The organism is Actinocatenispora thailandica (assembly GCF_016865425.1).
Taxonomy (GTDB): domain Bacteria; phylum Actinomycetota; class Actinomycetes; order Mycobacteriales; family Micromonosporaceae; genus Actinocatenispora; species Actinocatenispora thailandica.
This window is the reverse complement of the sequence record NZ_AP023355.1, coordinates 4,308,653-4,324,620: the sequence shown is the minus strand read 5'-3', so window position 1 is coordinate 4,324,620 and position 15,968 is coordinate 4,308,653. Positions and strand designations below refer to the sequence as shown.

Sequence of the window (15,968 nt, the reverse complement as noted above, 5' to 3'; positions counted from 1 at the left end):
TCAGCCTCCCACCAGCCGGTGCTGGTGCGCGGTGCGGGAGTCGGGCTGGCCGACCACCACCATCCGGCCGTCGGAGGTGCGCAGCACCTCGACCGGCGTGCCGTACAGCGCGGTGAGCGAGGCACTGCTCAGGACCTGCTCCGGTGCGCCGGTCACCGATCCGCCGGGACCCAGGTACACCACCCGGTCCAGGTGGCGCAGGATCGGGTTGACGTCGTGCGCCACCATCACCACCGCGACTCCCCGATCGCGGCAGATCCGGTCGAGCAGCGCCGCGACGGCCGCCTGGTTGGGCAGATCCAGGCTGTCCAGCGGCTCGTCGAGCAGTAGTACCGGCGGCCGGTGCGCCAGCGCCTGCGCGATGAGGATCCGCTGCTGCTCGCCGCCGGACAGCGAACCGAGCGGCCGGTGCGCGTACCGGCCGGCGCCGACCAGCTCGACCAGCTCGTCGACGCGCTGGCGTCGTTGCCGGCCGCGGCGGCCCGGCAGGGGCAGGCCCCAACGCGGCCCGTCGATACCGAGCCGGATCAGGTCCACGCCGCGGATCCGGGTACTCGCGTCGAAGCTGCGCCGCTGCGGCAGGTATCCGATCGAGCGGCGGGCTCGGGCCGGCGCCGCGCCCAGGACCGCTATCCGGCCGGCCGCCAGCGGTTGCAGGCCGAGTATCGCCTTCAACAGGGTGGACTTGCCGACCCCGTTCGGGCCCAGGACGGCGACGAACTCGCCGGCCGCCACCTCGACGTCGACGTCCTGCCAGACCCGGCGCCCGCCCACCTCGACGGCGCCGGCACGCACCTCGATCACCGTTCCGGACGGCGCGGCCAACTGCCCGGGCGCCTCGCCGGGGCCGGCCAGCGGGCCGGCGGTCACTTGCCGGTCCCCTGGTGCAGCGCCGAGAGCAGCGACCTGAGCTGCGCCACCTGCCACTGCTGGAACGAGGCGCCCGCCGGGGTGAGCGTCTCGGTCACGGTGGCGACCGGGATGCCGTTCGCCTTCGCCGCCCGCACCTGCGCCCGCACGTCCGGGGTGGCGTTCTGCGCGTTGTACACGTACACCTTGATCTGCCTGCCGCTGATCTGCCGGTCGATGGTCTGCTTGTCCGCGGCCGTCGGATCGCTGCCCTCGCTGATCGCGTTGAGGAACGACGCGGGTGTCCGGAGATCCAGCCCGGTCGCTTCGGCCAGCGGCGTGAAGATCGACTCCGACGCACCGACCGGCGTACCGCCGTAGGCCGCCTTGATCTGGCCCACCAGAGCGAAGTACTGCTTGAGGTTGGTGTCGACGACCTTGTCGTGCTGGCGGGTGTAGAAGCCCGCGTGCGTCGGGTCGATCTGCTGGTAGTCGGCGGTGATGCGGTCGACGACGGCTCGCACGTCGCCCGGCGAGTACCACCGGTGCGGGTTGCCGCCCGGCTGGACGCCCACCACGTCCCCGACGGTCAGGACGGTGCGGCGCTCGCTCGGGTTGGCGGACACCAGCTTGCCGGCCCACGCGTCGTACCCGATGCCGTTGACGATGGCCAGCTGGGCGCCGGCCATCGCCCGGGCGTCGGCCGCCGTGGGCTCGTAGTCGTGCGGGTCGGCGCTGGGGCTGTCGATGATGTTCCGGACCGTGACGCGGTCGCCGCCGAGCTGGCCGGCGAGGCTGCCCCAGAAGTTCTCCGCCGCGACGACCCGGACGCGGGTGCCGCTGGCCGCGGCCGACCCGGCGGGGGTGGCGCTGGTGGTGCAGCCGGCGGCGAGGGCCGCGGCGGCGACGCCGGCCAGCGCCAGCAGCAGCGTCCGGGCGCGGTTCGGTCGACGACTGCGGCGGGATCGTGACTGGTGGTTCACCGAAGCTCCTTCGTGACGAGGGGTGCTCCGGATGCTAATGACAATGATTTTCAATAACAAATGGACGCATGCCGATATGGCGATGACTGCATCGGCCCCGCCCTCCGGTACCGGCCGTGGCGAGCCCTGGCGGCCAGGCACCCACGGGGGATCCCTCGCCGTCGCGGTGACGCCGGCCTGGGCGTGACGACCGGGTCTAGTTCAGCAGGAACGTGAGCACGGCCGTGACGAACGCGAGGATCACGCCGGTGATCAGGGTCCCGCTGACGATGCTGCGAAGCTGACGCAGCAGCGGCTCGCGCGGCGATCGGGTACGGAACCGGGCGGCCGGAGCGAAGTGGAACTCCGGCAGCGCCGCCCCCGCGCACAGCGCCGCGATCAGCTCGACGAGGTAGGCGCTGACCGTGGGCCGGCGACGCGGGTCACGCGGGTTGTCTGCGAACCACAACAGCAATTCGCCGAGGCTGGAGCCGGCGCTCACCGGTTGCCCGGTCAGCTTCGCGGTGTCGCGCGTCAACGCCCAGGCGACGCCAGCGACCCGTCGGCGTCGGTATGCCGGGTCATCCAACCGGGCCAGGAACGACCGCGGGTAGTACGAGGTTGCCGGCTCCCGGTCGTCGAGCATGAGCAGCAGCCGTGCGCACCGAGCGGCCGCGACCAGCAACCGGATGCGTGGCGTGCCGCTCGGCCAGGCCAGCCAACCCGTCGTGATCGCGACAGCGACGGTCACCACGAAGGCGCCCGCCAACGACCCCCTGTTGGTCCCGACCGGTGGACCGACGGCGATCGCGACCGTGAGGTAGATGCAGAGGGCGGTGCCGGCCAGCATTCCCACCGCCAGCGCCTGGCGCCCGGCAGCGGACCAGATCCGGCGAAGGTGGGTGTCGGACACCCCGATGTCGCGCAGGTAGTCGGGTTCGGGCCACATGGGCAACGCGAACAGGAACATCAGCAGATAGGGCGGCCGGGTGAGGCCGTTCCGCTGCCACACGATGACGAAGAGCAGGGCCCGAAGCGGACCGGAGACCTCTCGGCGCGGCGTCGACTGGCGATCGGATCCCCGCTTCTCGGCGGAGGGCGCGTCCCGGTTGTCCACCACGCAGAAACGATACGAGCCGACCGGCCGCCGAGGCGACCCGCAACGTCCTACCGCCGCCGCTGCCCCGAGCAACAGCCCAGGACAGCGGCGACGTGGGTTGTCAGAAGTCGTCGTCGAAGCTGACCGACCCGGTGACGCCGACCTGGTAGGCCGACACCCGCCGCTCGAAGAAGTTCGACAGTTCCTGAACGTCCTGCAGTTCCATGAACGCGAACGGGTTGCCGCTGCCGTACATCGGCTCGATGCCGAGCATGGCCAGCCGCCGGTCCGCGACGTGCTGGAGGTACTCGCGCATCTGGGCCAGCGACATCCCCGACACGCCCTGGTCGAGCAGATCGGCGGCGAACTGGACCTCGCACTCCACGGCTTCCGCGAGCATGTCCTTGACCTGCTGTTCCATCTCCGCGTCGAACAGGTCGGGCTCCTCGGCCCGTACCGTGTCGACCACGTCGAAGGCGAACGCCATGTGCATCGACTCGTCGCGGAACACCCAGTTGGTGCCCGACGCCAGGCCGTGCAGCAGGCCGCGGGAGCGCAGGAAGTACACGTAGGCGAAGGCGCCGTAGAAGAACAGGCCCTCGATGCAGGCGGCGAAGCAGATCAGGTTGAGCAGGAACGCGCGCCGGTCGTCGCGGGTCCGCAGCTCCCGCAGCTCGAAGACCGAGTCGATCCACCGGAAGCAGAACTCGGCCTTGCGGGCGATCGACGGGATGTTCTCCACCGCGGCGAACGCCTCGAACCGCTCCTTCTCGTCGGGTACGTAGGTGTCCAGCAGGTTCAGGTAGAACTGGACGTGCACGGCCTCCTCGAACAGCTGCCGGGACAGGTACAGCCGTCCCTCCGGCGAGTTCACGTGCTGGTACAGGTTGAGCACCAGGTTGTTCGCCACGATCGTGTCGCCGGTGGCGAAGAACGCCACCAGCCGCGACACCAGGTGCTGCTCGGCCGGCGAGAGCTTGGCCAGGTCGGCGAGGTCGGAGTGCAGGTCGACCTCCTCGACGCTCCAGGTGTTCTTGATCGCGTCCTTGAACCGGTCGAAGAACCGCGGGTAGCGCATCGGCCGCAGGGTCAGGTCCATGCCGGGGTCGAGCAGCAGGTGCCGCTCACCGGCGCCGGTCCGGATGCCGGCGGGGGACTCGGGGCTGGTCGTCACTGGCACGCCTCGCAGCTCTCGGGGTTCTCCAGGGAACACGCCAACGCCTCGGCGTCGCGCGCCGCGGCGGGGGCGACGGGGACGGTCGCCTGCTGGATCCGCGTCGCGGGTCGGGAACGCAGGTAGTAGGTGGTCTTGAGCCCGGACTTCCAGGCGTGCAGGTACATCGAGGACAGCTTGCCGATGGTCGGGGCGCTCAGGAACAGGTTCAGCGACTGCGACTGGTCCACGTACGGGGCGCGGGCGGCCGCCAGGTCGATCAGCGCCCGCTGCGGCAGCTCCCACGCGGTACGAAACAGCGCGCGCAGCTCCGCCGGCAGCTCGGTGATCGACTGTACCGAGCCCTCGGCGCGCCTGATCCGCTCCCGGATCGGCGCCGTCCACAGCCCCAGCCTCTTCAGCTCGCGCACCAGGTAGGTGTTGATCTGCAGGAACTCCCCGGACATCGTCTCGCGCTTGAACAGGTTGGAGACCTGCGGTTCGATGCACTCGTAGCAGCCGGCGATGGAGGCGATCGTGGCGGTCGGCGCGATCGCCACGAGCAGCGAGTTGCGCAGGCCGTGCGCGGCGATCGCCGCCCGCACCGCGGACCACCGTTCGGCCTGCGCGGGTTCGCAGTCCCAGAGATCGGGGTGCAGGGTGCCGCCCGCCGCCCGGGTCTGCTCGTACGCGGGGTGCGGGCCGAAACGCTCGGCCAGCCCGGCCGACGTTTCCAGCGCCGTCAGCAGGATCTCCTCCTGTACCCGGGTCGACAGGGCCCGCGCCTCCGGCGAGTCGAACGGCAGCCGCAGGAGGAAGAACGCGTCCTGCAGGCCCATCAACCCGAGCCCGACCGGACGCCACCGGGGGTTCGACGCCCCGGCCTGCTCGGCGGGGTAGTAGTTGAGGTCGATGACCCGGTCCAGGAAGACCACCGCGGTCCGCACCGTCGCCCGCAACTTCTGCCAGTCCACGCCGTCGGCGCCGACGTGCGCACCCAGGTTGATCGAACCGAGGTTGCACACCGCGGTCTCGGAGTCGCTGTTGACCTCCAGGATCTCGGTGCACAGGTTGGACAGGTGGATCGTGTTGCCGGGCAGGCCCGTCTGGTTGCCCAGCCGGTTCGCGGTGTCCTTGAACGTCATCCACCCGTTGCCGGTCTGCGCCAGGGTGCGCATCATCCGGCCGTACAGGTCCCGGGCCCGCACCGTGCGGACCGCCTTCTTCTCCGCCGCCCGGTACGCCGCGTCGAACGCCTCGCCGTACAGGTCGGGGAGTTCGGGCGCGTCCGACGGGTCGACCAGCGACCAGTCGCCGTCCGCCTCGACCCGGCGCATGAACTCGTCGGGGATCCAGTTGGCGAGGTTCAGGTTGTGCGTGCGGCGGGAGTCCTCACCGGTGTTGTCCCGCAGTTCGAGGAACTCCTCGACGTCCGGGTGCCACGGCTCCAGGTAGACGCACGCCGCACCCTTGCGCCGGCCGCCCTGGTTCACCGCCGCGACGCCGGCGTCGAGTGTCTTCAGGAACGGCACGATCCCGTTCGACCTGCCGTTCGTACCGCGGATCAGCGCACCGCGGCCCCGCACCCGCGACCACGAGATGCCGATGCCGCCGGAGAACTTCGACAGCCGGGCCACCTGGTGGTACCGCTCGTAGATCGAGTCCAGCTCGTCGCGCGGCGAGTCCACCAGGAAACACGACGACAGCTGCGTGTGCCGGGTCCCGGAGTTGAACAGCGTCGGTGAACTCGGCAGGTACGCCAGGCTCGACATCAGCCGGTAGAAGTCCACCGCCTCGCCGGGGCTCTGCGACAGCCCGCACGCGACCCGAAGCAGCCAGTACTGCGGCGTCTCCACCACCAGCCGGGAGTCCGGATGCCGCAACAGGTACCGGTCCGCGACGGTGCGCAGGCCGAAGTACTCGAACCGCCGGTCGCCGTCCGGGTCCACCGCGTCGTCGAGCTTGCGCGCGTTGCGCGCCACGAACCCGGCCGTGCCGTCGCCGATCAGACCCAGCCCGTGCGCGTACCGGATGGACTGGCTGAAGCTCGCCACCCCCTGCCCGCGGACCTCCTTGTCCACGAAGGCCGCCAGCAGCCGTGCCGCGAGCCGCGAGTACTGCGGCTCCGCACCGATCAGTTCGGCCGCGGTCTGGATCGACAACCGGTCCAACTCGGCGGTGGTGGCCCCGTCGTACAGCCCGCTGATGGTCTTGGTCGCCACCCGCAGCGGATCGACCTCGTCGAGGTCGGACACCCAGCGTTCCACCGCCCGGACGATCTTGTTGACGTCCACCTGCTCGGTGACGCCGTCCCGCTTGCGCACCCGCATCACGGGTCGTCGCTGTTCCGACGCCGCGCGATCCGACGTCTGCTGCTCTTGCAGCACCGGCACATCCCCCTCGTCCCACGCCCGAAGGTCGTCGGTGCGCAGGTGAAGGACGCCGCCGGTCGGCCGCGGCGGAGCCGCCGTTCCGGCTGAGGGCGTCGGCCGTCCCGCGCGGCCTTCGACCGCCGCACGCGACGCGTGCGGCGCTGCTGGCAGGTCTTCGGACTCGTGGGCGTCGTGCTGTCCTACTGGCCGTCGCTTCCCAGACCGATCCGGTCCAGTGCCGTGTGACGGCGGTCGTTCCCACTCACCGCTGCGGGGCAGTCCCGGACTCACACCGGGTTCCCTCTTGCCTCGGCCGCCGCGGATGCGACAGCCGAACCAGCTGCACGACCCACTATATATGGCCGCCCTATCGACGTCATGCACCACATGCTGTGTCGGAGTGTCGCGGCCGGAACACCCGCACCTCCCCCCCTCGCCGACGACCGAGCCGGAGATGTTGCTCAGCCGATGCGCCCGCGCGCGGCGGCTCCAACGACGCCGAGCCGGCGGCTCCAACGACGCCGAGCCGGCGGCGCCGTTCGCCGCCCGAGGGGACGGCCGGATCGTGCCCGGGCGCCGTCCAGCAGCAGCCACGGCGGAGCCGCGGCGCCGCACGTGCGACACCCCGGTCCCGGCCGGCCAACCGGCCGGTATCCGGCTCGCCGCCCGCGTTCGTGGTCTTTCCGCGCGACGACCCTCAGGTGCCCAGCTGTTGGAAGGCACCGGGGAGCGGGAGTACTCGGCTGATGCGAGCAGCGCCCGCCAGGTGAGCGCCACGGCCCGAGGGACCCTGCACGGCGGCGGCCGTGATCGTGGCGCGACTGCCCAGGGAGTCGCCCATGTCCACGGCGATCTCCGTGCACCCCCGGTCGGCCAGGTGGACCGCGAGGCAGGCAGTGCTGTTGGCGTTGGCGATGTCCTCGGGAACACCGATCGACGGAGCGAACATGCGCGCCGCCACCCGACCTGAGGGCCCCGGAGCGGAGTACACGTAGCAGCCCAGCAAACCCAGCCTGTCGCAGGCCGCGTGGAGCCGGTTCAGGTCCGGGGTCAGAGCGGCCAGGGCAGACCGGGTCGTGACGGGGACCAGCAACCGTGGTCGTCCGACGGCGGCCACGCGGATGCCAGGCGCGAGCACGTCCGCCGTGATGCCGACGGCGGCGAGGACGAGATCGCGCTCGGCCCTCGTCGGCTCGCGCAGCTCGACCGGACCGGCATCGAACGACGCCGTGACCCATCCATCCGTCCGTACGGCCCGGCCGCTGAGGACGTGCCCCGGCGTACGGAGCGTCGTTCGATAGTCCCCGCTGGCAGCATGGTGGGCGAGGAAGGCCAGCGCCGCGATCGTGCCGTGACCGCACGCCGGCAGTTCCTCCTCCGCGGTGAAGAACCGCAAAGCGTGGGCCGCTGCGCCGGTCATCTCGTGCGGCGAGACGAAGACCGCGTGGGAGGAACCCATCAGCTGTGGTACCCGTCGGCGTTCGGCATCGGTCATCGGCGCGTCCAGCAACACCGCGGTGGGACTACCGCCGTGGCCGTCGCGCAGGCACGCGTCGACGATCGCCACCCGCCGGGCACTCCCCGTCATCGGCTGCACGGTGTGTGCCCTTGGTCGAGTCGAGCCGTCACTCCGGCCGGGCCCGGGGCTCGGCGGGGAACGTCGGGCGAGGTGCACGACTCGTACGGCATGCCTGGCGCCATCCGACGTCCGAGCGCCGGGCTGGTGGGGGAGCGATGCCGTCGCCGCGGCAACCCGCTACCTGGCATGTGAGCATCTTAGTTCGATTTTCGAACCACTCCATGCATCGGTGCAGGAGACATGGAGGTATTCGTCACGCGCTGTCGCCGCAGCCTCCGTGCGGCAACGTGGAGGGGATCGGGACCGCGGGCGTGAGGTGCTGACCTGCTGCCGTCAGCGGCGGCGTGGTTGCGGCCGACCGCAACACAAACACCTCGCGTCATCGCGAACGCCACCCGGGGACGCACGTCCAACGAGCAGATCGATTCGGCCCCGCTTCCATCATCGACGCTGGGTCAACCCGCCACGGGTCGGCACTGAGCACAGTTGCCCCGACGGGTCCAAGCATGAGGCGTGAGAGGCCCTGTAGCTGCCGGAGCAAGCTCGTCGTAGGTCGCAGCCGTCGACACTCGCTTCGGTGGCACGACCGACCCGCCCGACACCAGCGTGGCGTTGCCGTGCGCGAACCGGTGGGCCACGGTCATGGCGGCCCGTCACGATGACCGCTCACCCGGGGCGCGAGCAGGCCCAAGTGTTCGCCGAGTTGGTCACGGCGACGGCGGCCTGTGCCGCCCATCGCGAGCGCTGCGCGGTGCACGCTGGTGGCAGCCTGCCACTACCACGGGCATCACCGACTCGCCCGACGCCGGACGACAACGGCGGCCAGGGTGGTGAAGAAGCTGTTGATGCCGAGCAGGTGGCCGAGTCGTTGGCTGGTGGCCCAGGCAAGGCGTTGGTCGGTGCGGTGGCGTCGGTGGTCACGGTCGTCGATGTCGTGTTCGAGCAGGAACGCGTCACCGCTGTCGAGGACGTGGTGCCACGGATGAGAGCCGAGATCGCGGCGTGGGCGGAACCGCGCAAGGACCCGCATGCTGGTCAGCGCGCTCAGTCGGGTGCGGGCGGTGGTTTCGGAGCCGAAGCACAGGTGGGTGATCTGTCGGCTGGTCAGTACGCGGTGGGTGTCGACCATGGAGGCGATGAACCGGTCGCGATTGCCGACACGGTTGAGGATCTGTAGCAGACGGTCGTTGCCTCGTTCCGGAGCAGATCCGCTTGGCTGGGTCACCGCGACGGTTGCTCCGGAACAGTTCCGGAACCGACGGGCGGGCTCGGTCGAGCCAGCGATGTCCAGTGGGGCGGGATGGCGACTGTGGGCGGCGCGCCGGGTGAAGCGGGCCTGTGTCGAGGTGTTGGCCCGATGCTGTTGTAACTGCCCTACTTGCGACGGCCTGGATACCCGTCAAGGGCCCGCCAGGCGGTCCTCGAAGGGGATGAAAGAACTGTTGGCGCACGGCGGTACGCGCCACGCCATTCGGCGCGTACCGCCGTGCGCCACGGGATGCAAAGCGCACGGTCCGGAACCCGCATTGCGCGGTGTACAGGTCGATAGGCGCAGCTCGGCCGCTCTTGCCTGGGTGGCAAGAACGGCCGAGGCCAGCTCGGATTAGCGCGGATCTGGTGTGCCGCATTCCGCGTTCGGATCTTTAGGTACCTGCCGGCCACGGCGGCGCACCTGGTGGGTGCGGCACGGATGGTTCGCTATACGCCGTCCGGCCCTCCGGGCGATGGTCTGGTGACGCTCGGGTGTGCGGGCCGGTCAGTGGCACGATCCGGGCCAGTGCCGCGGTGCCGGTGACCAGCTGGGCACGCGTCCCAATGGGTGTGACGGTGTCTTGGTTCGCCTCCCGGACGTGCCGGGTCGGTTAGTCGGTGTTCGGGAAGTTGATCAGTTCGGTGTTGCCGGGTGGTCCGACGAGGTTGTTGCCGGGGCCTTCTCGGAGGCCCTTGTCGTGCCAGCGTTGCAGCGGTGTGGCGTGCCCGTTTGCGGGTGTCACGGCGTCGAGTTCGTGGTTGTGGTGGCTGCTGGTCACGACCAGCGCGACGTGGTGCCCGGACACGATGCCCGGCCCGACGACCCGGCCGTGCCGGAGGTGGGCCGGGATCGTGGCGATGGGTGTGCCGCCGGGGAAGGTGAAGGCGGCGTATCGGGTGATGCTCTTCCCTGATTGGCTGTTCGGCTTGTCGGTGTAGGTCTCCAGCAGCAGCTCGGAGCCGAGCAGCCAGCCGTCCCATTCGCTCAGCGGCCGGGCGGCGTTTCGGGGTGCGTCGCTGCCGAAGCTGTCCGCGGGGTCGGCTGGGGCGCTGGACCATTGGATGACGCCGGGAAGCGCGATCTGGTGGCGGATCGTGTTCGTGGCCGGGTCGACCACGAACACGTCGGCCGGGCCGGGTGTCAGGCCGTGTGCGCTCACGTGCGCCGGCTGGTCGCCGGCACGTACCAGGATCAGATCTCCGTGCGCGTCGATCCCGGCGACGGACGGGAAGTCGTTGACGAACGTGTGCCCGCCCTGGTGCGGCGCAGGAAGCCGGTCTGGGTCGAACGTGGCGACGGCACCGGTGTGGGTGTCGACCCGGGTGAAGTCGCCGGCGGTGTTGTCGATGCCGCGGCCGACCACCCAGCGGGAGTCGGCCGACCAGGCGAACACCAGGCCGACCGTGACGTTGCGCCGGTGCCCGGTGGTCAGGTCCCACAGGTACTGGCGGGTGATGTCGCCGCCGTCGTCCGGGGCGTCGCCGGTCAGCAGGTACCGGCCGTCGGGGGACAGGCTCGACTGTTCGTTGTAGTTGTATCCGGCCCAGTACCAGCGGGTGCCGACCAGCACGACGTAGCCGTCGTAACAGTCGTGCTTCGGGCGGCAGACTCTGGTCCCCGCCATTGTCGTGGCATGACCGCGAGCGCGTGCCGGTGACGGCGGCGTGGTGGTGAAACGCACGGCCGGCAGCCGGAAGCTGGGCACCGCTGCGGCCGCCGGGGGCGGGGTCGAACCTCCGCGCGGCCACACCAGCACCGCTACTCCCACCGCCGCGAGCACCGCGGCACCGGCTGCCGCGAGCGCGACCCATCGTTGTGCTGGGCGTATCGGCAAGCCCACTTCTGTCTCCGTTCGAAGAATCCGAGCACAACGTCGCAGCGCAGGCTGGTCAGGAGATTTGTTGGTACAGGGCGGTGATTTGGTAGGGGGTGAGCGCGTAGTTGAACGTTTCGGTGGTGCTGATGGCGCCGGGGAGGTAGTCGCTGGGGGCTGCGTTGTACTGGCCGCGGCCGAGGGTGAACGGGCCGGTGGCGTTGATGGTGGTCACCCCGGTGGCAGTGTCGGCAAGAGTGCCGTTGACGTAGAGGCTGGCGGTGTGGGCGGTGGCGTTGTAGACGCCGACGAGGTGGGTCCAGCCGGTGGTGGCGCCGTCGGTGTAGGCGGTGTGCCAGGTGGGGCTGGCGGTGTCGGTGTCGGGGATGTTGAAGGCCCAGCCGGGGTTGCCGGTGTGGGTGTGGTTGTACTGGAGGTAGAAGCCGGAGACGGTGGTGCCGTCTTGGGCGGCGATGGTGGCGTTGGCGGCCGGTGTGTTAGCCAGGTTGACCCAGGTGGAGATCGAGAAGCTGCCGGTGGTGTCGATGACGGGGCCGGTGGTGGCGGCATAGCCAGTGGCGCCGTCGAGGGTCAGCGCAGTGCCGCGGGTGGTGTCGCTGGTCCAGGTGGCGCTGCCGGCCAGGGTGGCGGGATTGGTACCGGCGGTGGGGTCGTTGGAGAGATAGGGGTTGGTGAAGCTGCTGGCGGTGTCGCTGGCGTTGGTGCCGGCGCCGTCGTTGAGTGGCCAGGTGTCGTGGGCGGCGAGGTAGGCGGTGGTGAGGGCGCCGTAGCCGGGGTTGGTGAGGTTGACGTGGTCGCTGTTGTCGGCGTGGGCGTCGAGCGACACGGCGCCGCTGGTGGGGTCGGTGACGCCGACGGCTGCGTCGGAGTCGATGTAGTAGAGGGCGGGGCTGGTCCAGGGGCTGAGGTTGAGCGGGTTGTTGGCCAGCCAGTTGTTGACCGCGATGCGGGCGGTGTCCACCGCCGTGGTGCAGGGGTCGTTGGTGCTGTTGCCGGTGGCGCCGTCACCGGCGTAGCCGGTGCACGGGGTCAGACCGACGGCGATGACGTTGATGTTGTTGGCTTGCAGATATTGCAGCAGTTGCATGTAGCTGTTTTTGGTGAGGTCATCGGCGCTGTGGCCGTTGAGGATGTCTTCGAGTCCTTCGTCGAGCACGACGGTGGTGAGGCCGGGTTGGTCGAGAACATCGCGGTCGATGCGGGCCAACGCCGAGGGGCCGCCGACATCCAGGCCGCTGGCGGAGGATTCGGGGTAGTCGGTGGCGATCTGGTTGGCTTCGATGCCCTCGGAGATGGTGCCGTAGCCGGCCGGTGTGGTGGGGGCTGCGGCGGCGAGGTCGTCGGCCAGGCCGGTGGAGCCGTCGACGACGCTGTTGGGTTGCCAGGCGTCGATGAGTCCGTCGCCGAGGACGGCTTGGGTTCCGGTGCCGGTCGTGGCGACGTCGACGTCGGTGAGCAGGTCGGTGAAGTCGCCGTTGAAGCTGCCGGTGGCGGTAAAGGCGGTGTCGGTGGTGTCGGTGGTGTGGTCGCCGGATCCGGTGGCGGTGACGAACTGGTGGGCGTCTTGGGTGATGGTCCAGGAGTGCTGCACCAGATACGGCACCGAGTTGGCCAGTTGGTAGGAGACCAGCAGGTATTTGGAGGGGTCGACGGTGAACGGCAGTGGATCGCTGTAGACCATTGCCCCTTCGGGGATGGTGACCGATGCGCTGCCGCCGAACGTCAACGCCGTAGGCGTGCCGTCGGGTACGGCCCAGCTGGGGCCGGGGGAGGTAGCGATGGTGGCGTGCCCAATGGACAGCTTGCTGGTGCCGAGGGCGTTGTCGAGCTTGATCCGCACCGTGTCGCCGCCGGTGGAGGGCCGCAGGTCGATGCGGAAGGTTTGGTTTGAGAAGTTGCCGCCCTGGTAGTTGTAGTTGCCTTCGGTGGGGCTTCCCCAGGTTCCGGTCCAGGACTTGCCGGCGGGGGCGGCGGTGGTGGTGCCGGTGGGGGTGACGGTGGCGGTGGTGGTGTTGCGGGGGCCATGCCGAAGATGTGCAGGGCCTGGGTGGAGTTGCCGGCGTTGTTGCCGACATCGGGCAGCGTCACCGAGGCGACGGTTTTCCCGGCGGTCAGGGGGATGGAGAATGGGTACATCTTGAGGCTGGTGTTGGTCTGCCCGGTCGGCTTGTTCTGGTGGGGGAGCACGACCGCGGCGAGGGAGGCGGGGCCGGTGGCCCAGTCCGGGACGGTCAGGTAGTAGGGCTGGGTGGTGCCGTCGGTGTAGGAGATGGTGCCGGCGGCGGGGCAGTAGGCGGACGGGTCGGTGGCGTCGAAGCAGTAGGTGCCCGACACGGCGATCCCGGCCGGCACGTAGGGAGCGGTGGTGTCGCCTTCGATGGCGCCGGGGTCGGCGACGGTGGCGTGGGTGGAGGAGGCGAGCATCACCAGCGCGGTAGGCCCGCCGGTGGGTACCGGGTAGTTGTAGGTGATGGTCTGGTTGGCCGCCAGCACGTTGTCGGCCTGCCCGGACCCGAAGCTGGGCAGGTGGAAGGGGGCGCCGTCGATGGTGACGGTGCTCCCGGAGGTCCAGCCCGCATTGGCCAGGTCCGTGGCCGAGTACGAGGAGGACCCGTCGGCGGCGGCCTTGGTGGGGTCGGAGTCGGGGCTGATCGCGGTGTTGTTGTAGCAGGAGGACAGGCTCGCGCAGCTGGCGGCCGGGTCGTGGTCGGCCAGGAGGCGGTAGGCGGTCATCCCGGACGCATCCCCGGCGGCGTCCAGGGCGCCGACCCACAGGGTGTGTGGCCCGGGCGCGTAGGGCTTGATGGTGAGGCTCGCGGCGTTGTTGTTGGCGGTCACCTTCTCGTACGACGGGGTGTTAACCGTGGCGGGTGGGGTGTCGAGGTGGTAGATGAACGCGGTGGCGGTGGTGCCCGCCTGCGTGTTCGCCACATCGAAGGTGGCTGGGGTGCCGGCCGCGGCGCCGGTGCCGCCGCCGTTGTCGGTGTCCGGGTACGGGACGGTGCCGTCGCTGCCGGTTTCTGCCGTGATGCTGGGTGCTCCGGGTGCGTCGGGTTCGACGGTGAAGTAGCAGCTGGGTGACCAGCTGGAGGTGGCTTGCCCGTCGGTGACCTGCACGTGCCAGCCGACGGTGTCGCCGTTGCTGAGGGTGTCGATGAAGCTGGACGGGATGCTGAACTTGGCCGTCGACCCGGAGGCGAGGTTGTCGCCGGAGGTGCCGGAGTGCACGGTGGTGCCGGATACCTTGAGCCAGTAGTGGAACGTGGCCTGCAGCGGGTCGCCGTCGGGGTCGGAGATCTTCGCCGACAGCACCGGGGTGTTCGTCGCGATCGTTTTACCGATGTACGGGAACGGTGCCGAGGAGTCGCAGGCGGCCTTGTCGGCGCCGACCGTGGCCAGCGACGTGCTGGCGGCCACGGTGTGTGGGGTGCGGTTGTAGAAGATCTGCAGGGTCGGATTGTCGGAGAAGCGTTTGAACCCGGTCGAGGAGCGCGAGGACTCGGCGGAGTCCTCGGCGAGGGCAGCGGTGAAGTGGGCCCAGTGCCCGGCGGCGGCCTTGACGATCGCGTCGTGCACGTTGAAGCCGTGTGAGACGGAGCCGTTGTTCGGGCAGTAGTTGGGGTTGTAGGTCGGGCCGAACGAGACGCCGGTCTTGAACTTCCAGTAGCCGGGGCGGTTGTTCCAGTCGGTTTTCGACCCGATCGCGCCGGTGGCGTGCAGGGTGACGGTGGCGGTGGCGTCGCAGTAGGCGGAGTAGATCTCGGTGGCCTCGACGGTGGCGGTGTTGATGTGCGCGCCCCAGATGACCTTGGGGATCGTCCACTGGTAGTAGGCGCGCATGATGCCCAGACAGCCGTCCCACGCATTGACCCCGACCCCGAGATGCCCGTAGTCGCCGGTGGCCGACGTGCTGTCGTACAGCGACACCCCGTTGCACGGTGAGCCCTGCTTCAACTCGTCGAACGCAGGCTTGTTGGCCGAGGTGGGATGCCAGTTGAAGGTGGGGTCGATGTAGACCGGCCAGACGGTGTGCTTGCCGCCCAACATGTTTGTCGACGGCGTCAAGGTGACCATCGAGGTGGTCACCGACGACCGGATCGCAGCGACGTGGGCAGCGGCTCCCGCGTGCGCGGCGTCGGAGGCATCCGGCCCGCCCTTGCCGTGATGCTTGACGGCATGGGTCGGGGCGGTGTTGGAGTCCCACATCAACGGCACGCTGGAGGCCAACGTCAACCCGCCGCGGGCGCTGCGGAGTTCAAGCGTGCCGCCGGATGCCTTGGCGTGCTGGCCGTGGCTGGTGGTGGCGTGCAGCCGCAGCCGACGCAGCGCCGGGTTGCGGGCGGCCTTCGCCGAGTGCACGACCAGCACCTCGGAGAATCCGCCACTGACCGTGGCGGACACGACCAGGTCCACCCCGGCAAACACCCCGCGGTAGGTGGCGCTGCCTGCCTTGATGCTGGGTGTCGGCAGCGTGTGCGGCCACGAGAGCGTGTAGCGGGTGCCGCCGGCGGTCGAGGTCGCCAACCATGTTGTCTTGCCGCCGGAGATCCGTACCGTGCCGTAGGCGGTCGCGGCCGGCGACAGGCTCCCGTCAGTATTGCGGTGCAGGGTGGTGTCGACCGGGATCCAGTGCCCGCGCCGCCTGGTACGCACCGGCTTGGTGTTCTGCGTCAGCCGCATCCCACCATCCGGCATCGCCACGACCTGCTGCGTCGGGGTCGTCATAGTCGACACCACGGCCGGCTGGCCGGTGGCGCTGGCCGTTGTGGCCGCCGACTGCTCGGCGGCAGCCTGCGCCTGGGTGTCGTCGTAGCCGTTGGACATCGGGTTCAGGCCATCCGGCTGGTCCGGAGTCGACGGCGCGTCCG

Annotated in this window: 10 protein-coding genes and 1 riboswitch; all 10 genes read right to left on the bottom strand. The window is 70.0% G+C overall.

All coding sequences use genetic code 11. The annotated features are described in order from the left end of the window. Nucleotides 1-870 carry a metal ABC transporter ATP-binding protein gene (locus Athai_RS19220; RefSeq protein ID WP_203962771.1) on the bottom strand — a complete coding sequence of 290 codons (870 nt, stop codon included), beginning with the start codon at nt 868-870 and terminating at the stop codon, nt 1-3. Then, entirely contained in the window at nt 867-1,832 is a 966-nt protein-coding gene (locus tag Athai_RS19215; protein WP_203962770.1) for a metal ABC transporter solute-binding protein, Zn/Mn family, read from the bottom strand. The genes Athai_RS19220 and Athai_RS19215 overlap by 4 nt, the downstream gene beginning before the upstream one ends. A 196-nt stretch (nt 1,833-2,028) precedes the next feature. Beyond that, nucleotides 2,029-2,931, bottom strand: coding sequence for a hypothetical protein (locus Athai_RS19210; RefSeq protein WP_203962769.1), 903 nt, complete (start codon nt 2,929-2,931; stop codon nt 2,029-2,031). A gap of 100 nt (nt 2,932-3,031) precedes the next feature. Then, nucleotides 3,032-4,009 carry a ribonucleotide-diphosphate reductase subunit beta gene (locus tag Athai_RS19205; RefSeq protein ID WP_239157433.1) on the bottom strand — a complete coding sequence of 326 codons (978 nt, stop codon included), beginning with the start codon at nt 4,007-4,009 and terminating at the stop codon, nt 3,032-3,034. A 71-nt stretch (nt 4,010-4,080) separates the two neighbouring features. Next, entirely contained in the window at nt 4,081-6,393 is a 2,313-nt protein-coding gene (locus tag Athai_RS19200; protein ID WP_239157034.1) for a ribonucleoside-diphosphate reductase subunit alpha, read from the bottom strand. Between the two features lie 191 nt (nt 6,394-6,584). Beyond that, nucleotides 6,585-6,791: riboswitch (cobalamin riboswitch) on the bottom strand. A 341-nt stretch (nt 6,792-7,132) separates the two neighbouring features. Further along, complete coding sequence (locus Athai_RS19195; protein WP_239157033.1) at nt 7,133-8,002, bottom strand: PhzF family phenazine biosynthesis protein; 870 nt, start codon at nt 8,000-8,002, stop codon at nt 7,133-7,135. A gap of 799 nt (nt 8,003-8,801) precedes the next feature. After that, nucleotides 8,802-9,143 carry a replication-relaxation family protein gene (locus tag Athai_RS35320; protein ID WP_203962766.1) on the bottom strand — a complete coding sequence of 114 codons (342 nt, stop codon included), beginning with the start codon at nt 9,141-9,143 and terminating at the stop codon, nt 8,802-8,804. Between the two features lie 733 nt (nt 9,144-9,876). After that, nucleotides 9,877-10,890: a TolB-like translocation protein gene (locus tag Athai_RS19185; RefSeq protein ID WP_203962765.1), complete on the bottom strand. Its 1,014-nt coding sequence runs from the start codon at nt 10,888-10,890 to the stop codon at nt 9,877-9,879. A gap of 265 nt (nt 10,891-11,155) precedes the next feature. After that, a complete protein-coding gene (locus Athai_RS34830) occupies nt 11,156-12,940 on the bottom strand; it encodes a LamG-like jellyroll fold domain-containing protein (protein WP_203962764.1) in 1,785 nt (594 codons plus the stop codon). Beyond that, a complete protein-coding gene (locus Athai_RS19175; RefSeq protein WP_203966763.1) occupies nt 12,823-15,924 on the bottom strand; it encodes a hypothetical protein in 3,102 nt (1,033 codons plus the stop codon). Before Athai_RS19175 ends, Athai_RS34830 begins: the two co-directional genes overlap by 118 nt. Nucleotides 15,925-15,968: the final 44 nt, after the last annotated feature.